The sequence below is a fragment of the Mucilaginibacter gossypiicola genome (assembly GCF_900110105.1).
In the GTDB taxonomy this organism is placed as follows: Bacteria; Bacteroidota; Bacteroidia; order Sphingobacteriales; family Sphingobacteriaceae; genus Mucilaginibacter; species Mucilaginibacter gossypiicola.
Genome location: NZ_FOCL01000002.1, coordinates 227,857 through 247,513 on the forward strand (window position 1 = coordinate 227,857; position 19,657 = coordinate 247,513).

Consider the following 19,657-nt stretch of genomic DNA (forward strand, 5'->3'; position numbering starts at 1 on the left):
GCAAATATATATAGCACCTTAGCCAGTATTTCGTAAAGGTCTTTATCCCTTTTTATCCGAAGGAATTTCTTCCGGATGGTGTTCAAAATGGATCCGCGCCTGTTTCAAACCGGTTGCAATAGCTTCACCTTCGTTACCGGTGGTTTTTAATACCTCGTTAGCGATTTCAACCGCTTTTTCACGCAGGTATTTAGGCTGGTTTTTATATGATGGCGGATAATCGCCTTTTGGCCATGGCATAATTGAAAGTTTTTCGTTAAACTTCTGTTTGATTAAATTCCGAACCGCTTTGATCTGGCTGCTGCGGAAGTTCCTGTGGTTCATTAGGCGGCGCTTCCGGCGGTATCGAGGGTGTATGCGGATCGGTTGGTTGCTGTACTTCAGGACTTAACGGCTGTACCGGTGCTTCCTGGGGTTCGTTTGGTATTGTCTCGTGCTGCTTGCTCATAATCTTTTATTGTTTTATCAGACAACAAATAGAAAGGCTAACCGGTTTTTAAATATATTAAAATGAACAAGTTACCCTAAACAATTGTGACCGTTCGGAAGTTGTCCTATTATGGAAAATTACCCGATCACAATTACTGTGGATAAGGAAGTGCATCATTTCGAAGTAGGCGAATATCCGCACCATAACGAAGAACAGTGCAAATTCAAAGTGTTCGAGCAAGGCGTCTATGTGGCCAGCTTTGAACCAGATGCTCAGGATTTTTTGCATATCTGTCAAAATCCCGGAGGCATTGATGAAGAGGTCCTCCATCTATTGGCCGACAAGATCGAAGGGCATCATCCGCATGGAATTAACGACAATATAAGAAAATTGAAGCTATGAGAAGTATCTGGACAGGCTCTATCGGCTTCGGCCTGGTGAGTATCCCCATCAAATTATTTTCCGCGGTACAGGAAACCCGGCTGGACCTGGACATGCTGGATGGCCGTGACCATGCCCATATCAAATTTCAGCGGGTAAACGAGAATACTAAAAAAGAAGTTCCTTACGATAAGATCGTCAAAGGCTACAAATACGATGATGATTACGTGATCATTGAAGATGCGGATTTTGAAGCGGCGGCACCGGAGAAGAGCAAAGTGATCGAGATCGAAAGCTTTGTGGATGTAGCATCGGTCAATCCGATGTATTACGAAACCTCCTATTACACCGAACCCGCTACGAAGAAAAATAAGGCCTATGCATTATTACTCGAAGCGTTAAAGAAATCCGGTAAAGCCGGGCTGGCACGGTTTGTCCTTCGCAGTACTGAAAGTTTGTGTATCGTACACCCGGTGGATAAGGATATCGTGGTTACCCGCATCCGGTTCCAGCAGCAAATCCGGGATCAGGAAGACCTCAACCTGGATGACGATGTGAAGGTTAGCGACAAGGAACTGAAAATGGGTCTGGCGCTGATCGAGCAATATGCGGAGCCATTGGATCTTTCTAAATATAAAGACGAATACCATACGGAACTGATGAATATTATTGAGCAGAAAGCCAAAGGTAAACGTCCAACCATCAAGAAACTGAAACCTAAAGCAGCCAAAAGTGATGATCTGTATGATCAGCTGATGAGCAGTCTGAATGTAAAAAAAGGGGCTTAACAATTTAAACTATCTACGATGAAAAATCCATTTGAAAAAGAAGACCATACCGGCCTGATCGTCGGAATCGCGGTTGGCATAACCGCCGGCATTGGCTTGGGTTGGTTATTTTTAACCGATAAAGGCGCGCAGTATCGCAGGCAAATTAGCCGAAAATTCCGCGAAGGGGTTAGCGATACCGCTGCTGAAGTGATCGATAAGAAAACAATTATTCCTAAAAAAGTGGCAAAGGTGGCGACTGATGCCGTAATCAAAGATTAAATGATGAAAAAAGGTAAAGCTTTAATCGGCTTAGCGGCAGTAGCTGGCGTAGCCGGCATTGCCTACGCACTTTGGCCGAAGAATAAAATTCCCGGCAGCGCCGTTGTCGACCCGTTTCACAAGGAGAGATATTTGGGTAGATGGAATGAAGTGGCCCGCCTGCCTAGTCTGATTGAAAAGGACCTGCGTGACCTGACGGAAGAATATTCACTGAACGAGGACGGCACGATCAAAGTCGTTACCCGCGCCTTCAATCCTGTCAAGAATAAAGCCGTAGAAGCCACGGGCACCATAAAGTTTAAAGGCTCTCAAACGCGTGGCCAATTGGAGGTCGCTTATTTCCTGCCGATCTACCTCGATTATAATGTCCTGGATATCGATGATGATTACCTGTATGCCTTAGTTTCCGGCAGCGGACTAGGTTACCTCTGGTTGCTGTCGCGCGAAAGCAGCATGCCCGAGGAAATGAAACAACGGTTTTTGCAAAAGGCTATTGGCCTGGGCTTTGATATCAGTAAGTTGGAATGGATGGATTATTAAACTTTAATAAATATGAAAACAGCGCTGGAACAATTACCGAAGCAACAGACCGGGCGGCAAACTGATTTTACCCACGAGCAAAAGTTTGACACACTGGATGCCGCGCATAAAGCCTTCCACGCAGCCGCAGGGCGAATGCTTTCGGTCAACAACTGGTATAATTACGCCGGTGCAGGTTCGGCAAAGTTTACGCTATGCAATAACCAGGGCCAGGAATTAGAAGTGATGGCTGAAGAAGGTTTTTTTATCAGTATTGATCTGCCGGGCCCGGGGCCGGATGCCGGCGGCGGTGTCGAGTGGGTACTGGTTGAAAAGCTCGCTTCCGAAGGTGGCGCGCATACGGCCGAGGAATATGTATTGATGACGTTGCGGCCCGTAGCCGATCCGCGCAAGGCAGCCGCTGAAATCGCGCATTTTTACACTGACGAATCGACAAACACCTTTATCGTGCGACGGGACGGCATGGTGTTGAGTGCAGGGGCTCACGGCAGGAACGAGACTCCGAATAACGACGCGGTCGACCTGCATGACAAGATCCGTAATACGACCATCGCACTGATGGCAAGGGTGGGATTGTCCGGCGGACAGTGGCAAAAACTGGTTAACGGTTTGATCGATTACCAGGAAACTAAGGATGGGTTATCTTAACGGCCCAAGTCATCTATGCTTTACGTTTTTCCCACCATGCCAGGGGGAACTTGATTTGGTCCACAGAATCTACGACTAGGTTCGGTTTAAAAGCATAGGCTTTCAGCTTTTCTTTGTCGGCGATCCCGGATAAAACGAGGATGGTTTTGAAACCCATATACACACCACCTTTGATATCAGTTTCCATGGTATCCCCGACAACCGTGGTTTGCGCAGGTTGCAATCCCATATAGGCGCTTGCTGAGCGCATCATGACCGGACTTGGTTTGCCGATCACAAATGCTTCGCACCCACTACCTTCTTCGATCATGGCAGCTGTTGCTGCTATACCCAGGTTGTTCCAGCCTGCTTTGCGAGGCGAAGGATCGCGGTTCGTCGCGATAAATCTTGCGCCTGCAAGGATCATATCAACGGCCTCATGTACCTGCTTCAGGTTAAACTCATGGCCTTCGCCCAGGATCACATAATCCGGCTTTTTTTCTACCACTTTAATTCCGGCATGTTCAAGACTTTTGAGCAGTCCACCTTCACCTAGAACGTAAGCACTGCAGCCGGGATCCTGATCCTGTAAAAATGTAGCAGTAGCCATAGCACTGGTATAAATATGCTTTTCCTCAACCTCAATGCCATACCCGGCTAAATGTTCAACGGCATCGGCCCGGCTGCGCTGGCTGTTATTGGAAAGAAAAGTAAATGGGATTTTTTTCCTAAGCAGGGCTGCCACGAAACGGTCAGCGCCATCTATCAGTTTTTCACCGGCATAGATCACGCCGTCCATATCGATCATCAGTCCGTATTTCTTCATTGCTTTAAAACTCATTTTACGTGGTATATGTTTCGGATAAAACAGGGCAATTTGATTTCTCCGATTGAAGGAATTAATAGAAAGCCATTAGGCAATAGATTCAACATCATCAGTTATGCCATCTTTTATGTACCCAGCGATACACTTCTACTGATGTGCTCTGATATATGATACAGTTGGCGAAACGCCTGCACGATCCATTAGCAAATCATGAAAAACATTCGTCAACTTGAATGTTTTCCCAGTGTCAAAATGAATAACAAATTTTAAATTTTGGAGGAAAATCGAGATTATTATTGCTGGACTCAAAGGCCTGAAAATTTGTTCATGAAGAAAAAATGAAAAACAACATCCTATTATTCAACGGTTCCGGGACGATCAGCAAGCTAACCGCTGAAAATCTAATCCGACAGAATGTTTTTTTTAGCACAACTTCCAGAGGAAACGTAAATCTGTTTCCCGGAATACCAAATTTTCAGGTAGACTTGCAAACCGGAGAAGGATTACCTGCTGCGCTAGCAAATATTGATGCTATATTATTAGTGACGCCGGATAATGATGAGCAGGCCAAGATGGAATTGCGGATAGTGGACGAAGCCGTAAAAGCTGGGGTGAAGAATATCGTTAAAATATCATCGATGAACGCCGATAAGGGTAAATATTTACTTGGCAATATCCATTACGGCATAGAAGAGTATATAAAGCTTAGCGGTGTAAACTGGACTTTTTTAAGGCCTTCGGTTTTCATGCAAAATTTCACGACTTACTATTTAAAAGATATCAGGTCAAGACAGCTGTTACGGTTGCCATGCGGACATGCCCCGATTAATTTCATCGATGCAAAGGACATCGCAAATGTTGCTGCATTAGCTTTGACTAGTACGTTGTTCGAGAATCAAAGCTTTGATATATTCGGGCCGGATGCTTTGAGTTACGAGGATGCTATCGCCATTATTTCAGCAGAGATTGGAATTCCGTTAAAGTATGAAGCAATTTCAAATGAAGAATACAAAACCATCATTGGTGAAGGAGTAACCTATGATCGTATAGTCGATCTTTATAATTATTACCGCAACGGCTACGCCGTTGGAAGGAGCGATAATTTGATTCACTCAACCGGTGAACCTTTTCGCTCATTTAAATCATTTATCAAAGAATACAGGGACTATTTTTGTAATTAAGTCTTCTTTACGCAGCTTGCAAAGGATGGCGTACAATTTCGTCGACCAATCGCTCAAAGGGTAAAGGAAAGCGCCACCGATACAATTGCCGGGCCGTCGGTTAAGAAGGCCTTAATTGCTAAACAAGTAACAATGTAGCGACCGACTCAAGGATTAACGACTAATGCTTTTGTGTTCAGCCGTTCCTAAATAGGTTGCGACTAATTTTAAAATGTCAGCAATATCGAATGGCTTGGCAAGAATATCGTCTGCACCCGCGTTGCGGGCTGTTTCTTCGAGGCCCATTGTTGCGGACATCATCACCACCGGAATTTGACGGGTGGTCGGATCAGCTTTGAGTGCTTGGCAAATGTCGGCGCCCCAAGCTATCTGTAGCCGGTGGTCTAAAAGGACCAAATCAGGTTTATACTTAATAACCTCCTCTAACACCCCAGCTCCTTTAGAACGCACGACCTCATAACCTTCATCAGTCAAAAGGTAATAAATGATATCCAGTATATCCTGGTCATCCTCGACTAACAGTATTGTTTTAGCCATGTGCGTTATGATATCAAAGGTATTGACAATTAATTTAAAAAATAAATTAAAAGTAAACACATGGGCGGTTTGGCATTATTCTGGCTTAAACTAATTCATGAAGATCATCAAATTTACCTCGCGCCAACATCGTTCGCAGAAAAGGACGATGGTGGATAAATTAATCGACCGTTACAAAAAAGCAGGCCACGAATTAAAATTGCAATTCTTACGTAACAATCCCGCTTATAGGCCGCCCGGAATGAGCGCTTAGCGAATGAATCCTTTTCGTCTTTTTTGATTACTATGTGGCAGCACGATACTGTCCTAACCGATTATCGAAAAATTTCCTGCGCTTTCTTTATCGTTTTGGAAAGGTCGATGCCTTCACCCAATACGCCTTTAAACAAATCACCCGTTTCATTCAATCTGGCAATTGAATTATGGATGGTGAAGTGACGCATGGTCAGCCCTGGCTTTACTTCATCCCAGGCCAGTGGCATAGACACTGTCGCGCCGGGTTTAGGGCGTAGGGAATAAACACCGGCGATAGTCGCATCCGGCCGGTTTTGCAAGAAATCCAGGTACATTTTACCACCGCGATTTTTGATCATGCGTTCGAGACTGGTAAATTCGGGAATTTGCTTATGAACTAATGTCACGATAATTTTAGCAAACATCTGGCTTTGATCGTAAGTATATTTCGCCCCCAAGGGAATGTAAATGTGCATACCAGTTGATCCTGACGTTTTGGGATAAGCTTTTACACCAATGGCATCCAATACTTTTTTGACTTCAAGCGCTGCGCTGATCACCTGGTCAAAATGCTGTTTGTCCGGATCCAGGTCAATGATACAGAAATCAGGATTATCCGGCGATTGTACCCTGCTGAACCACGGGTTGATCTCGATACACCCTAATGAGGCCATCCATAAAAGACTCGCTTTGTTCGTGGCTACCAGATATTCTTTTGCTTCGCCTTTGTCGTTGGTATGTGGCATGGTCGCCATGCAATCTGGCACCTTGTCTTTTACATTTTTCTGATAGAAGCTCGGGCCATGGATACCGTTCGGGAAGCGGTTGAGCGACATCGGGCGGTCCTTCAAGTAAGGCATCATGTATTCGGCAACCTGGTCATAATAGTTGAACATATCCCGCTTGGTTATGCCGTCTTCCGGCCAGTAGACTTTGGAAAGGTGGTTAAAGGTAAGCGGGCAGCCGTTGACTTTCACGGTCTGACTATCCTTTTCGGGGTCGAGGAAACTGGCTTCAGGTTGTATATCTTTGTTCATGGCATTTGTCGGGTTGGGTTCGGTTCTTACTTGCTCGAGCATCTCATCAGCTTTGGCGACTGTCTCGGTTGTGTCCGCCGGCACTTCCAGGACGACATCTTTTGGGTCCTTGTCTTTACGCATACCTTTGAATGAGGCTTGTCTTACTTTGCCGTCACTGGTAATTTCCGCGATGTTAACCTCACAGACGAGTTGCGGTTTTAGCCAGAATGGTTTGGCACCTAAACGGCGTGGACGGAATTGGGAGGGTTCGTCCACGTCGGGTTCTACATCAAAAGGACAGATATCCGTAATGAGCGGCTCGAATTCCGACATCATTTCCTTTTGCTTTTTCTCCGACCAGCCAGTTCCAACTTTGCCGATATAACGCAGTACACCTTTTTCATAAACGCCAATGGCCAGTGCGCTGAAAAGTTTTTCCGTCCCGGCATTCCGGGTAAATGCACCGATCACCACTTCCTGTCGACGTTCTACTTTGACCTTCAGCCATTCTTTGGAGCGATCACCTGCGGTATAAGTGCTGTCCGCTTTTTTGGCCATGATACCTTCGATACCCGCTTTCTCGGCGGCATGAAAAAACTCGATGCCGTCGACATTAAAGGCCTTGCTCAACCTAATTGTTTCGTCTGTTGGAAGAATGGTTTCCAAGACGGCTTTTCGTTCGGTGAGCGGCAAATCCCGCAGGTCCCGGCCCTCCAGCCACAATATATCAAACACATTGTAGACCAACTGGCCATCTTTGCGGCGTTGCCAGTTTTGGATGGCGCTGAAATCCGATTTGCCGTCCTCGCCCAGAACGACGATCTCGCCGTCAATGACAGCGTTAACGTTCCATTGGCCCAATGCTTCAGCAATCGGACGGAACTGGTCGAAGGAAATACTATTACGTGATATCAACTCAGCCTGATTATCTTGAATAACAGCCAGTGCACGATAACCGTCCCATTTAATCTCGTAGAGCCAGCCGGGATCATTAAAAGGTTCGCGCACTAATGTGGCTTTCATGGGCTGCAACTTTGACGGTACCTTCCCTTTAGGGGCCCGGGCCAAAATCGTTTCAACGTCCTGCATTGCAGCTGACCTCTTTGTTTCGGGTTTTATTGCTGGCATAGGTGAATTTGCTGTCGTGTCAGTGATTGCTTTTTTGCTTTTTTCGGCATGATCAGGATCTGCGAGTTCAATCCAGACCGGAGCATGGTCGCTGGCATGTTCCCAGCCGCGGACGTGTTTGTCAACCTGCGCCGCCGAAAGACGTTTGGCAATTTTTTTATTGAGCAGGAAATGATCCAACCGCAGGCCGGCATTCCGCCCGTAAGCGCCGCGCATATAGTCCCAGAACGTATAGATGCGTTCGGATGGATATAAATTTCTGATCGCGTCTGTCCAACCTTGGTCCACCAAGTTCTTGTAGGCTTTTTTTGATTCTGGGCGGAACAAGGCGTTATTGATATATTTTTCCGGCTTGTAGGTATCAAGGTCGGTCGGCATCACGTTGTAGTCGCCAATAAGGATGACCGGCAGTTCACGGTTCACCAAGTTCTCTGCGTGATCAGTTAATCTTTTGAACCAGCGCAGCTTATAATCAAACTTTGGACCTGGCCAGGGATTACCGTTGGGCAGATAAATACAACCGATGACGATGCCATCGATGAAGGCTTCGATATACCGGGAATGGGTATATTCCTCATCCTCACCGGGCAGGTCGTTGCGCAGTTCTTTGATCTCGCTTTTTGCGAGTATGGCAACGCCGTTCCAGCTTTTCTGTCCTTGCCAGACCGCGTTGTAACCAGCGGCTTTTAGTTTGCTTTCCGGAAATTTGTTTTGTTCGCATTTAAGTTCCTGCAGGCAAACGATATCCGGTTTCGCCTCATCCAGCCAGCGGAGTAGCACGTCGAGCCGGCTGTTAATGTTATTGATATTGTAGGTCGCGATTTTCATGCCTTACCTTTGTTGTCCCAATGGTCTTTGATAATCTTACCGTCTTTACCGGTTATTAGGCGACGGGCAAAGCGCTCACCCTTGATGTTTCCATCGGCATCCGCAATACCCATAAACAACAGAACCGGCCGGCCTTGTACGTCAGTTTTGAAAGCCAGGTCATAGCGCCCGAAACGCTGGTGAATGAACTGTTCAGCTGGAAAAGGTTTATTAAGTATTTTTAATAGTTCAGGGCCGACTTTCATAGCAGTTCCTTTAATATTTTAGTATTATGTTTTCGCCATTTTGACTCGTGCAATTCAGCAAAAAGGTCGCCCTTTTTCTCCAGGCGTTCAGGCAGTGTATCCATAGTAAATTTGCCAGGGTTAAGTTGATCTCTTACTTCCTTCCAGTCCAGCGGGGTGGAAACGGTCGGATGCTTATAGGGCCGAACGGAATAAACACAAGCTAAAGTATCGGCATAATCATTTTGGCTGGGATCGACAAAGAGTTTGTCCCCGCGGTGGCTGACGTTAACCTCGGTGGTAGCGATTTCCGGCACGCGTTTGGCGATCTCCGCACAGAGTTTTTCAGCGAGGTTCCGGGCCTGCGCATAGCTTAAGCTTTCGCAGGGAAGGAGAAGGTGTATGCCGGTTTTGCCGGATGTTTTTACAAGACTTTGCAGCTTGTGGCCGTCAAATATTTCTTTTGCTGCCCTCGCTGACTTTATGGCTTTGCCAAAATCTTCATCCGACGGATCGAGGTCTATATTGATAAAGTCGGGTTGCTGCGGATTGCTGATAGTTGATGACCAAGGATTCAGGTCAATGTTGCCCAGGTTGATGAGGTAAAGCAAAGCCGCTTCATTGTTGCATATCGCGTAATCGATCCGGGCGTTTTTGCCTTTCTTTTTATGGCGGCGCTGGTCACTGAAGATATCCAGGTAATCCGGCTGACGGCCTTCCATATCCTTGATGTAAAAGCCAGGTGCCATAGCACCGTCCTGTTTGATGTGCAGCGAAAGCGGCCTGTCTTTCAGGTGCGGTAAAATATAGTTACAGATGCTATGGTAATAAGTTATCAGGCGCGCTTTGGTAATGCCCCGCCAGAGTTCTTGTTCAATATTGTTCATTGTTACGTTATGGCCGGCGAACTCAAAGTCGCGCTCGGAGTTGATCTTTTTGCGTTCGACCTTCACCCAGTTGCTGCCCTCGGTCGTCTCGTTTCGTTTTTGTTCCGGTTGGATGACTTCGGGTTCGTTGATGATCGCTTCTTCCTGCGCATCGCTTAGCGGTACTTCCCTTATGACCTGCCTGGCTTTCTTATCCTTGCGGAAACCCAGAAAGGTAGCTGGCTTTCGGATGCGACCGGTCTTGGTCCAGGTGGCGAACTCGAAATTGGCGACCAGTTCAGGTCTGACCCAGTGGATATTCGCACCTTTGGAGTCCAGTACCTTATTGATGAATGGCGTTTTGTCGATCTCCAGCTTCTGTAACTTCGCTAATATACCGGGCATATCTTTTTCTTTGTAGCCGCCGCCGGAACGACCAATCCATTCCAATTCGCCCTTGCTGTTATAAGCGCCAAAAAGCAATGAGCGAAAGGAACGGGATTTGTCAGATTCGGCCCAGCCGCCGATTACGAATTCCTGCCTTTTGCGGGTCGGGGTTTTCAGCCAGTTGTTATCGCGAGCGTCAGGAAGATACCGGCTGTCCCTACGTTTTGCAACAATACCTTCCAGGTCAAGAGCAAGCGCCTGCTGATACAAACTTACACCATCATTGAACGATTCGCTGAAGCGCAGCAAATCATTATCCACCAGCAGATCTTTCAGCATTGCTTTGCGATCAATTAATGGCAGATTCATCAAATTGTAACCATCCAACCAAAGCAAGTCAAACACACAATAATTAATCGGTGTATCATGTCCGTTAAAAGTTTGAAGTGCATCGAAATCCGGTTTACCTTCTTCATTAAAGACGACCACTTCCCCATCGAGCACGGCGTCATGACCCAGCTTCCTAAGAGCATTAGCGATCGGGGGGTATTTTTTTGTATAGTCCAATGCGCTTCGGGAATCCATTCGCACATGGTTATCCTGAATGTAGGAAATGATGCGGTAACCATCCCATTTGACTTCGTAGATGTAATCGGTATTTTCAATGACTTCTTTGGTAAGCGTGCACAGCATGGGTCTGATGACTTTAGGCATGGCCTTCCTGGTACCCTGCTTTTTTAGTTCTTCAGTGCTTGATCCTGACTCTTTTTGCTTTTTGATCTTGCCATCTTTAGATTCGCGGTTACTATTCCATGCCTCAACACCGTGTTTTTCTGCCATCTGTTCGATTGTTAGTTTCGATAGGACCGACTTGGCTTGTTCGAGGATATCGTGTTTAGTGGCGTATTGGTCATCGGCTTTGATAAGCCGCCATCCGCCTTCATATTTATCTTCCTTAAATTTAATGAGGATGAAAACCCCCTTAAGCTTGTGGCCGTGCAAGGTGATCTTTAAAGCATTTTTATAGTAGTTGGACATCATCCAATGCTCTTTGGCGGCTTTATCCTTAAGCTTTTCTCCCACGGCAGGTTCGTACCAGCCTTCATCCCAAACTATTACCGTCCCGCCGCCGTATTGTCCTTTAGGGATAATCCCTTCAAAATCCTTATAATCATAAGGGTGATCTTCGACGGGCATCGCCAGCCGCCTTTCTTCCGGGTCCATAGACGGCCCGCGCGGTACTGCCCAGCTTTTGAGAACCCCTTTTACTTCCAGGCGAAAATCATAATGTAAGTGCGAAGCCTGATGTTTCTGGACAATAAATAAAAGTTTATCCGTTCCCGGTTTGCCGCCAGCCGGTTCAGCTGTCCTCTTAAAGTTTCGCTTCGCCTTATATTGTTCCAGCTCCGCCATAATGATCAGGTTTGGGATTTTTGCTGATTTTGATAAGCCGCTGGTTCAGCACCGTTGTTTTTCCCTTCAGGCGTTTCAAGCGCCACATGAGTCTGTTCACCTAACGTAAAAGTACTGGTGCCCGCAATCAGGTCAAACTGAGAAAGCACATCTTTATCCTCAATGTCCTTGTGCTGTTTATGCTTTTTATCCTTGCCTTTCATAGTCATAGGTTTTAGACAACGAAGCCCCTTGCGGGGCTCAAAAGAAAATCGTTTTGAATTACTTCTTGCCTTCTAATTTTTTTTCAACCGTAGCCCGCTTGTTGCTCCCAGTTGCTTTTTTCGCGGCTTCTACGTTTTTCGCCGTTGTGCCTTCTTTCTTTGCTTCGTATTGAAGTTCGTGCGGCTGCTCCGATACGGAGGTCCTTTCTACTTTTGCGCCTCTTGTTGCCATAATAGTTAATTTTTTTAGTTATAAGAATAACAAAGTCATTATCAATGGGTTTTATCTTTTAATGGAAAAGTTTGAGATCAAGGTCAACGGTCCGGAAGACGTGTATTATTTCGAGATTGAAATTTTAAGGAGTGACCATTGTGCTTATCAGGTTTATGAAAACGGCAAGTTGGTTGCAGTATTTGAACCTGACGAGGAAGAATTTTTGCATATATGTGATAACCCGGGAGGACTCGACGAAGAGGTCATCTATGAGATAGGCTTAAAGATCGAGGCACAAATTATTTAACCATTTAAAATAAATTTATGAGTTCTGCATTTGTCAAAGAAGGGGAATACCAAAAACTAAGCGACGTAGCCCCCGAAATAGGCGCCTTATCTTTTTACTTGCGTCAGGAAAATAACGGTCAGGCCATCCGAGAAATAAAAAACTATTACAGTGAAAAATGCGGGCGACATGTTTACGAAATGAGCGACGGGCTGACCTACGCACTCAGCGATGACAACAAATGGATCATCATTCTGGAAGCATGTTAATTTATGAGCTGGACCTGCCCTAAATGTGAACGGGAACTGCCGTGGACCGACTTCCGTCACTATTGTAAACGCGTCGGCCTGGACACTCTTTTCGAAGGGAGATCGGAGGAACTTATATTAGTCTTTGATAAAATTCTCGCAGAAGTTGCTGAGTGGCCGAAAGTCCTCATAAGCACCACGCCTAATTGCATTGTGTTTTATCTGCGTACCGGATTTTTGGTGATCAGGCCGATGAAAAAATGGCTTGATTTGAAATTTTATTCTAGTACGCCGCACAAAGAAAAACTCATCGTCAAAAGTGTGGCTGCGGGTAAAAAATATGAAAATCATATCCGGCTGTCTAATGTGGATGAACTCAAGCCAGGGATCTTTGTTTATATACGAGAGTCATACGAACTTGTTTAAAATATGTCATGCAACGAGAGCCAATTGTGGACAACGAAATATATTCTGAAAAGGTTGGTTCAGTCAACTATAAACACTAATCAACCGCTTTCTGTTTATTTAACTGTGTGATAAGAACTCCTACAAGTACGATAACCAACGCTACGATTTGTATATTAGCTATGTGCTCGCCGGCTATTAACCAGCCCATCAAGATAGCCACAATGGGGTTAACGTAAGTATGCGTGCTAACGACTGCAGGCGGTTGTACGGTGATCAGCCAGTTAAATGAAATGTAAGCGACGAGTGATCCCATAACGATTAGATAAATTAAACCTATCCAGGCACTAAGGGGTACTGTCTTTACAATCAATTTGGACCATTCACCCATACATCCTGCTACAATCGCTGAGAAAATGCCAGCAGCCAATAATTGTACGGTGCTGTTAACGATATTACCTGTTTTGGATGAAAGATTATGGTTTGCGTATAAGCCTCCCGTAACCCAGGACATAGCGCTGAGTAGCGTAATTACGACCCCGAATACAGGATGCCGGTGTGAGACACTTTGACCCGCCGGAGCAAAATAGGCAAACAGCGCAATGCCTGCAAAACCTATTACCAAACCGGCAATGATCCAACTGTTTGAAAAATATACCTTCCATCGCCGGTGATCGAATAATACGAAGAACAATGGCTCGGTTGCCACGATCACTGCTGCAAATCCTGAACTAATATGTCGTTCACCTAAAACAACAAGTCCCGAGCCGCCGCTAAGCATTAAAACTCCACTAATGATTAAGACCCGCAAGTCTTTACCTTCAGGCCATTTCTGTTTTTTAAACCTTATCCAGCAGCAAAGAATTAATCCCGCTATCAAATACCTAAAAGCCGATATCGTAAAGGGCTTTAAACCTTTTAGCGCATAAGCAATTGCAAGATAGGTTGTACCCCAAAAGAAGTAAATTGCGACGAAAGCAGATAGCAGCAGTAGCCAGGGTTTTTTCTTGTCATTATTCATATCACACTATCTAAAGTCATTTTAATGGTGTTAAATAAAAACTAACGCTGTCAAATAATGTTTTAATGGTGTGGCAATTAATTACATTAAACATATGAGTGAAATCACTACGGTCTACACGATGACGTTTGACGGCGGAAACGCTTGTTTTGATTTTATCAATTCCGGCTATGATCGGAATAAAGGTGTGATCACAGAGCGGCTTAATTTTTATGATGACCTCCTAACGCTCGTTAAGCGGTTGGCGCTTTTTGACGATAATACGGTGAGTGACCTGGAAAAAATAGCTTTAACAGATGAGAACGCAGCTAAAACAGCGTTGGACAGCACCCGGAAAATTAGAACCGTATTGTATCATTTATTCGAAAGCATCGCACTGCAACATTCCGAAAAAATAGAATTGCAATTGTTAAAAGAAGCAAACATGCTATTCGCAGAGGCGCTGCAATTTAAGGTACTTGTAGTCGATGCGCATGAACTGCAATTTAGATTTGACGCCGCACGCGCCGCACTAATGGCACCGGCTTGGAAATTCGTCATATTGGCTTACGAACTGTTAGAAACTGGAGATATTCAGTTTATTCGTCAGTGCGCCGGCTGCGCCTGGTTGTTTCTCGATAAAACAAAAAATCATCGTAAAAAGTGGTGTTCTATGGAATCGTGTGGTAACCGTGAAAAAACAAAGAAGTATTATGCTAATAAAAAATCTTAAGGTTAATTTAAGAAGAAAGCTTTAAATCGATGAGGGTCTCATCCCATTGAATAAAGGCACGCTCCACTGAACTGAAACACGGTTATTTTTATTCCAACTTTAATGGCCCACATCATTTCGGTTGATCACCGGCCGCTTGGATCAGCGGCAAAGTAAAATAAAAGGTCGAGCCTTTACCGAGTTCGCTCTCCACCCAGATCGTTCCTTGGTGGCGCCGGATGATCTCCGCGCTGAGATAAAGCCCGATACCAAAGCCGGAAATATGGTGGCTGCGGTTATTTTCTACACGGTAATAACGCTCAAAGATATGTTTCTTATCCTCCGCGCCGATACCCAGTCCCTCGTCGCTGACGCTGACCTGTACGGCAGAATCTTGCTGGCGGCAGTTGACCGTAATACTCGAGCCGCGCGGAGAATATTTAACCGCGTTGCTTAACAGGTTCACCATGACGGAACTGATCTTGCCATGGTCGGCCAGCAGGACCACTTTGTCGCACTGCTGCAGCTCGATCACGTGGGCGCTGCTGAGATTGACCTCTGCGATCGCCTCCCGGATAAGGTCGCCGATAATGAACGGCTGTTTATCGATCTGCATCTTACCTGATTCCAGGCGCGAGACGTTCAGGAAGCTATTGATCATGCCGGACATTTTTTTAGTTTGCAAATTAGCCTTCGCCAATCCTTCGGTAACAAAGGGATCTTCAATACGCTTCAGTTTGATTTGCAGTACCTGTAAAATGGCCGTAAGGGAGGTCAGCGGCGTCTTCAATTCGTGGCTGACCATACCGATAAAATCGTTTTTCCGTTGTTCATCCAGGTACTGTTCGGTCACATCCATGACCACGCCGGTAAAAGCGGAGAATGCGCCGGAAGGATCGGCCTTCAGGTTGCCGATCGCCCGCAGCCAGCGCAGCCGCTGATCATGTAAGCCGATGACGGAATAGGTAACATCGTAATCACCGCCGTGGTAGATCGCCTTTTCCAGTTTATCCGTTACAAATTCGCGGTAATCGTCGGTGATTTGCGCCAGCGCCTGTTCGATCGAGAGGTCTTCGTCAGGATAATAGCCAAACAGTTCTTTTAAGCGCCTGTCGGTAATGAACTGCCGGGTGACAGAATGAATGAACCAGGTGCCGAAATTGGCTGCGTCGATCGCCAGCCGTAGCGCCGTTTCGCTTTCTTCGATCTTTTTCCGGGCTTCTGTCAATTCAAGGTTTAGGTCCGCTAGTTGCTGGTTGGCGGCTTGAAGTTCCTCATTAGAGGCGAGTTGCTCTTCGTTGGTAGCGGCCATTTCTTCGTTGATCGCTTGAAACTCTTCGGCGCTTTGCGCCAGCGTTTCTTCCAACAGTTTGCGCTCGGTTACGTCGCGGGTCGTACCGGCGACTGCCTGCACCTCGCCCTGAGCGTTGAGCACAGGTGTCAGGATATAATCATAGACCCGCTTTCCCAGGGTGGCATGCGGGAAGGACACCTCCCCGCGGACAGATCGTTTAGTTGCGACGACCTGGTCGATCTCACGTTCATGCATTTCGGCATGCCAGGGTTCATAGCCGTTCTCCAGCAGGCTTTTACCGACCGCATTTTCCCAGGTTTTGCCCCACATCGTTAGTAAAGCACCATTCGCATAGATGAACCGGTAGTCCAGTCCGAAGACATACATCAGATCAGGGGTGTTCGACGCGATCGCTTCATAGACCCGTCGCTGCTCTTCGGATTGATCCCTGGATTCGGCAAGTGCCTGCTCGGCCATTTTGCGGTCGGTGATATCGCTCGCGCTCCCGAACCATTCGATGATCTCACCCTGATCATCCAGGATGGGTACAGCACGCGAGAAGGTCCAGCCGGTAGTGCCGTCCGCCCGGTTAACGCGGTGTTCCAGTTCAAAGACCTTCTTTTCCCGGATGGCCTCGGCGATCCGGGTATTAACCATCTCCATGTCATCGGCATACACATTCCGGATGCGCCAGCCGGTGATGGGCCTGTCTGTATCTTTTAAAAAGCCGCGGCCGTCCAGTTCCCGCATAACTTCCCAGTCGGCACTTAAACTATAGACGACGTCCGCGGTCGCGCTTACCAGCGCCTGTAAACGCTGATGACTTTCTGCTATAGCTTGTTTATCTAGCTTGGGTTTATCTGGCATATAGTGAACGACAAAAACAGTTATATAACGGGCCTCGTTCCTAATTTGTTTGTTAAGCATGCTGATGTATTTCGTACTGATCTACCCTTAGCATTGTCGTTAGCTATTTTTTACCTCATTTGGTGAATATCCAACATCTTTTCCAACCAGAATTATATCTGGCGCAAAGCTGATCGCATATTGCATGGAGTAATTGAATAATCCGTAATTTTCCGGTATGAGTTTCACAAATCTTTTACCGGCTATTGATTGGCGTGAACATATTGCGGCATACTGGGCACGGAAGACGGAGCCGGATGAAACTTCGTTCGCCAGAAGGGTTTATGCCGACGGCTGTATAGACTTGATCTACAATGCGGGTTATAGCATCGCTCACTTTTATCCAATGGCCGGTCAGCAAATGGAAATCCCTTTGCGCCCGGGACAGTTGTACCTTGGCGGAACGATGACTGCTTATGGCGTGCTTAAAAGCGATGTCGGGTGTTTGCTTACCGGCATCCGCTTTTGGCCGGGCGGCTTTTATGCCCTATTCCCCAAAACCACGCAGCCGGCAGTCGATTCATTGATTGAATTTCCTAATGAAGAATTGTGCAAATTGATGGGAGATGCTGAAAATATAGACATAAGGCTTGATCAATGGTTTGCCGACCGCCTGGCTCCTAAACCGGGCAAATATGATTTTGCCTTTCTGAGAAAACGCATGTATAATTCCGGCGGGCAGGTTTCAGTAGAAGAACTGGCCGAAGAAATGTTTGTAAGCAACCGGACGTTGGAACGCATTTTTAAACAAAATGTTGGCATACCTCCAAAAGAATTCCTGCGCATCGTGCGTTTCAGGGAGGTGTTGAAACGCTTGCGCAATGCACCGCCCGCGGCAACAAAAGAAAGCCTTTTACAGATCGCTTTCGAGCTAGGCTATTTTGACCACGCACATCTTACCAATGAGTTTAAAAAATATTCGGGGGTCCTTCCTTCCGAATTGTCGCATTTTTACAAAACCGGAATAGCTGGGGGGCTGTATTTTTGACGGAAAAAAGAATATGGTTATCATTATCACCTGGCTTATTGCCGGCAGCATAGATTTTGCCGCGGCTTTACTGCTCTTCGTTTCCGTTACTAAAAAAAAACCAGCGCTATTATTAAAAGCCATTGCGAGCGCCGCGTTAGGCCCCGCGGCATTCAGCGGTGGCGGCGGAATGGCCTTCCTGGGCCTCGGCTTTCATTATCTCATTGCATTCTTCTGGACAATATTTTACTTTGCATTTTCCCACCTGTTATTTCCATGTGGCGCCATTATTACAAACGCGGTGTTCTACGGACTTTTTGTATGGGTGATCATGAACCTTGTGGTACTTCCGCTTTCGAAGGCAGAACCAAGGCCTTTTTCTCCCATAGTCGCCCTCGTCAATATTTTCATTTTGATCGTGGCGATAGGCTTACCATGCGCCTATGCAGCCGAACACCTTCCGGGATTTTGGTTTAGATTTTAATTCAATTAGCTACAGCAACATTAAGGCTGCACATCAGCTTATTGAATTGATAATGTTCAGTTATCCTTCATTGATAGCAGTAAATGTGTAATTTGATAATTCAAGGATATCCAATCATTTTTTTAACAATTGATTCAGTTGACCTGTTAATACTTTGATTCGAGCCCAGTTTAGGGACGTAATATTGTTTAATCGTTCAGGAACATCGTGTCTCCGGAGAATGGCCTCGAACCAGGAAATTGATTACGATGCCAAGGAAGCCAAACTCATTAAATTCGGGATGAAATGGTTCGAGAAACACCCACTTGGGTGCCGAAACACGATAGTCATGCCGGATTTAGGGCTGCTCCCCAGACCTGGACATAATTCGAACCACATGGTAGAACAATTAAAGGTTTTAAACGAATTAAAGTTGCTTAAAATAAAGATTCGATTCCCCTAAGGGCTAATTGACATATGTTTAAGCAGACCGTAGGAGAAGTATATCGAACCGTTTTTTAAATGATTTAAGACGGTTGGCAGGGTGAATGGTATATCTGTAGCGTATCTTTGAGCTTTTATAAAATAATTTAGATGGCAATAGCAAAAATCACGACTAATCCGAATGTATTTATAATTGAAAGCTTGGATTGGGATGACGAGGAAAACAATCGATTCGAAGGTAGATTACTCGCAGATATGTTAGAATTATCCGGCAAGCAGCCAATTTATAAGTATATAAGAACCTCGCAAGAATTTGAGTACTTTTTTGATGAATTCTGCAATTCTGAATATAGATACTTACATATTTCATGTCATGGAAGTAGTGAATCAATTGCAACTACATTTGGAGAAATGTCATTTGCAGACTTGGCAGAAATAATGGAAGGCAGGTTGAAAGGCAAAAGGATTTTTCTATCAGCATGCGAAGCAGTCAATCAGTCGTTTGCTGATACTATAATTTATGCTTCAGAGTGTAATTCTGTTGTGGGGCCAACGACTAAGCTATATACTAGTGATGCATTAATTTTTTGGTCATCATTTTATCATATAATATTTAAAGAGAATCCAATTAAAATGGATATGCGTATGATCAAAAATGCCCTAAATAATTTAATGAAGCTCCATGGTGGATTCAAATTCAAATATTTTTACAAGTCTAACGGACGCGTTAAGGAAGCCCATATTGTAAACAAATAAAAGGCTCAATAACTGCAAGTTAAAAGCGGTATGTCGCCATATTACATCTAATGCTGATGTAATCAATTGAAGATTGATTACAATTTTAA

24 protein-coding genes are annotated in these 19,657 nt (G+C 45.5%); 13 read left to right on the forward strand and 11 right to left on the reverse strand.

The window, feature by feature from the left end:
- Positions 1–42 precede the first annotated feature (42 nt).
- Together BMX50_RS06190 and BMX50_RS06195 are read right to left on the reverse strand one after the other, a co-directional pair.
- Positions 43–240 carry a DUF2188 domain-containing protein gene (locus BMX50_RS06190; RefSeq protein WP_091209235.1) on the reverse strand — a complete coding sequence of 66 codons (198 nt, stop codon included), beginning with the start codon at positions 238–240 and terminating at the stop codon, positions 43–45.
- A gap of 16 nt (positions 241–256) precedes the next feature.
- Positions 257–448 carry a hypothetical protein gene (locus BMX50_RS06195; RefSeq protein ID WP_091209237.1) on the reverse strand — a complete coding sequence of 64 codons (192 nt, stop codon included), beginning with the start codon at positions 446–448 and terminating at the stop codon, positions 257–259.
- Between the two features lie 111 nt (positions 449–559).
- On the opposite strand from BMX50_RS06195, the gene BMX50_RS06200 reads away from it, so the two are divergent.
- The 5 genes from BMX50_RS06200 to BMX50_RS06220 are packed head-to-tail and all read left to right on the forward strand — an operon-like array spanning position 560 to position 3,048.
- The gene (locus BMX50_RS06200) at positions 560–832 is read left to right on the forward strand and encodes a hypothetical protein (protein WP_091209240.1); all 273 of its coding nucleotides are present in this window, start codon (positions 560–562) and stop codon (positions 830–832) included.
- Positions 829–1,599 (forward strand): non-homologous end joining protein Ku, encoded by a 771-nt coding sequence (gene ku, locus BMX50_RS06205; protein ID WP_091209243.1) that lies wholly within the window; start codon positions 829–831, stop codon positions 1,597–1,599. The genes BMX50_RS06200 and ku overlap by 4 nt, the downstream gene beginning before the upstream one ends.
- Positions 1,600–1,617: 18 nt before the next feature.
- Positions 1,618–1,860 (forward strand): hypothetical protein, encoded by a 243-nt coding sequence (locus BMX50_RS06210; RefSeq protein ID WP_091209246.1) that lies wholly within the window; start codon positions 1,618–1,620, stop codon positions 1,858–1,860.
- On the forward strand, positions 1,861–2,400 hold the full coding sequence (locus tag BMX50_RS06215; protein WP_091209249.1) for a lipocalin family protein: 540 nt from the start codon (positions 1,861–1,863) through the stop codon (positions 2,398–2,400).
- A gap of 12 nt (positions 2,401–2,412) precedes the next feature.
- Positions 2,413–3,048 carry a hypothetical protein gene (locus BMX50_RS06220; protein WP_091209251.1) on the forward strand — a complete coding sequence of 212 codons (636 nt, stop codon included), beginning with the start codon at positions 2,413–2,415 and terminating at the stop codon, positions 3,046–3,048.
- 13 nt (positions 3,049–3,061) lie between these two features.
- Here BMX50_RS06220 and BMX50_RS06225 read toward each other — a convergent pair whose 3' ends face one another.
- Positions 3,062–3,853, reverse strand: coding sequence for an HAD-IIA family hydrolase (locus BMX50_RS06225; RefSeq protein WP_091210335.1), 792 nt, complete (start codon positions 3,851–3,853; stop codon positions 3,062–3,064).
- 338 nt (positions 3,854–4,191) lie between these two features.
- On the opposite strand from BMX50_RS06225, the gene BMX50_RS06230 reads away from it, so the two are divergent.
- The gene (locus BMX50_RS06230; RefSeq protein WP_091209254.1) at positions 4,192–5,034 is read left to right on the forward strand and encodes an NmrA family NAD(P)-binding protein; all 843 of its coding nucleotides are present in this window, start codon (positions 4,192–4,194) and stop codon (positions 5,032–5,034) included.
- Positions 5,035–5,187: 153 nt separating this feature from the next.
- Here BMX50_RS06230 and BMX50_RS06235 read toward each other — a convergent pair whose 3' ends face one another.
- The 6 genes from BMX50_RS06235 to BMX50_RS34205 form a co-directional block, all read right to left on the reverse strand.
- Positions 5,188–5,571 (reverse strand): response regulator, encoded by a 384-nt coding sequence (locus BMX50_RS06235; protein WP_091209257.1) that lies wholly within the window; start codon positions 5,569–5,571, stop codon positions 5,188–5,190.
- A gap of 314 nt (positions 5,572–5,885) precedes the next feature.
- Entirely contained in the window at positions 5,886–8,780 is a 2,895-nt protein-coding gene (gene ligD / locus BMX50_RS06240; protein WP_091209259.1) for a DNA ligase D, read from the reverse strand.
- On the reverse strand, positions 8,777–9,025 hold the full coding sequence (locus tag BMX50_RS06245; protein WP_091209262.1) for a hypothetical protein: 249 nt from the start codon (positions 9,023–9,025) through the stop codon (positions 8,777–8,779). The genes ligD (BMX50_RS06240) and BMX50_RS06245 overlap by 4 nt, the downstream gene beginning before the upstream one ends.
- Positions 9,022–11,670 (reverse strand): DNA ligase D, encoded by a 2,649-nt coding sequence (ligD, locus tag BMX50_RS06250; protein WP_091209265.1) that lies wholly within the window; start codon positions 11,668–11,670, stop codon positions 9,022–9,024. The genes BMX50_RS06245 and ligD (BMX50_RS06250) overlap by 4 nt, the downstream gene beginning before the upstream one ends.
- A gap of 5 nt (positions 11,671–11,675) precedes the next feature.
- The gene (locus BMX50_RS06255; protein ID WP_143065103.1) at positions 11,676–11,873 is read right to left on the reverse strand and encodes a hypothetical protein; all 198 of its coding nucleotides are present in this window, start codon (positions 11,871–11,873) and stop codon (positions 11,676–11,678) included.
- A 58-nt stretch (positions 11,874–11,931) separates the two neighbouring features.
- Entirely contained in the window at positions 11,932–12,105 is a 174-nt protein-coding gene (locus tag BMX50_RS34205; RefSeq protein ID WP_143065104.1) for a DUF3606 domain-containing protein, read from the reverse strand.
- A gap of 61 nt (positions 12,106–12,166) precedes the next feature.
- Here BMX50_RS34205 and BMX50_RS06260 point away from each other — a divergent pair, with 61 nt between their 5' ends.
- The 3 genes from BMX50_RS06260 to BMX50_RS06270 are packed head-to-tail and all read left to right on the forward strand — an operon-like array spanning position 12,167 to position 13,047.
- Positions 12,167–12,394 (forward strand): hypothetical protein, encoded by a 228-nt coding sequence (locus BMX50_RS06260; RefSeq protein WP_091209270.1) that lies wholly within the window; start codon positions 12,167–12,169, stop codon positions 12,392–12,394.
- Positions 12,395–12,411: 17 nt separating this feature from the next.
- Positions 12,412–12,642 carry a hypothetical protein gene (locus tag BMX50_RS06265; protein ID WP_091209273.1) on the forward strand — a complete coding sequence of 77 codons (231 nt, stop codon included), beginning with the start codon at positions 12,412–12,414 and terminating at the stop codon, positions 12,640–12,642.
- Positions 12,643–12,645: 3 nt separating this feature from the next.
- Entirely contained in the window at positions 12,646–13,047 is a 402-nt protein-coding gene (locus BMX50_RS06270) for a DUF5655 domain-containing protein (RefSeq protein WP_091209276.1), read from the forward strand.
- A 76-nt stretch (positions 13,048–13,123) separates the two neighbouring features.
- Here BMX50_RS06270 and BMX50_RS06275 read toward each other — a convergent pair whose 3' ends face one another.
- Positions 13,124–14,047 carry an EamA family transporter gene (locus BMX50_RS06275; RefSeq protein WP_091209279.1) on the reverse strand — a complete coding sequence of 308 codons (924 nt, stop codon included), beginning with the start codon at positions 14,045–14,047 and terminating at the stop codon, positions 13,124–13,126.
- A gap of 94 nt (positions 14,048–14,141) precedes the next feature.
- Between BMX50_RS06275 and BMX50_RS06280 the strand changes: the two genes are divergently transcribed.
- The gene (locus BMX50_RS06280; RefSeq protein WP_091209281.1) at positions 14,142–14,759 is read left to right on the forward strand and encodes a CGNR zinc finger domain-containing protein; all 618 of its coding nucleotides are present in this window, start codon (positions 14,142–14,144) and stop codon (positions 14,757–14,759) included.
- Positions 14,760–14,871: 112 nt separating this feature from the next.
- On the opposite strand, the gene BMX50_RS06285 is transcribed toward BMX50_RS06280, so the two are convergent.
- Positions 14,872–16,959 (reverse strand): PAS domain S-box protein, encoded by a 2,088-nt coding sequence (locus tag BMX50_RS06285; RefSeq protein ID WP_208864656.1) that lies wholly within the window; start codon positions 16,957–16,959, stop codon positions 14,872–14,874.
- Between the two features lie 157 nt (positions 16,960–17,116).
- Between BMX50_RS06285 and BMX50_RS06290 the strand changes: the two genes are divergently transcribed.
- From BMX50_RS06290 to BMX50_RS06305, 3 genes are all read left to right on the forward strand, one after another.
- A complete protein-coding gene (locus BMX50_RS06290; RefSeq protein ID WP_091209285.1) occupies positions 17,117–17,926 on the forward strand; it encodes a helix-turn-helix transcriptional regulator in 810 nt (269 codons plus the stop codon).
- A gap of 13 nt (positions 17,927–17,939) precedes the next feature.
- Complete coding sequence (locus tag BMX50_RS06295) at positions 17,940–18,389, forward strand: hypothetical protein (RefSeq protein ID WP_091209287.1); 450 nt, start codon at positions 17,940–17,942, stop codon at positions 18,387–18,389.
- Between the two features lie 573 nt (positions 18,390–18,962).
- Positions 18,963–19,568: a hypothetical protein gene (locus tag BMX50_RS06305; RefSeq protein ID WP_091209290.1), complete on the forward strand. Its 606-nt coding sequence runs from the start codon at positions 18,963–18,965 to the stop codon at positions 19,566–19,568.
- Positions 19,569–19,657: the final 89 nt, after the last annotated feature.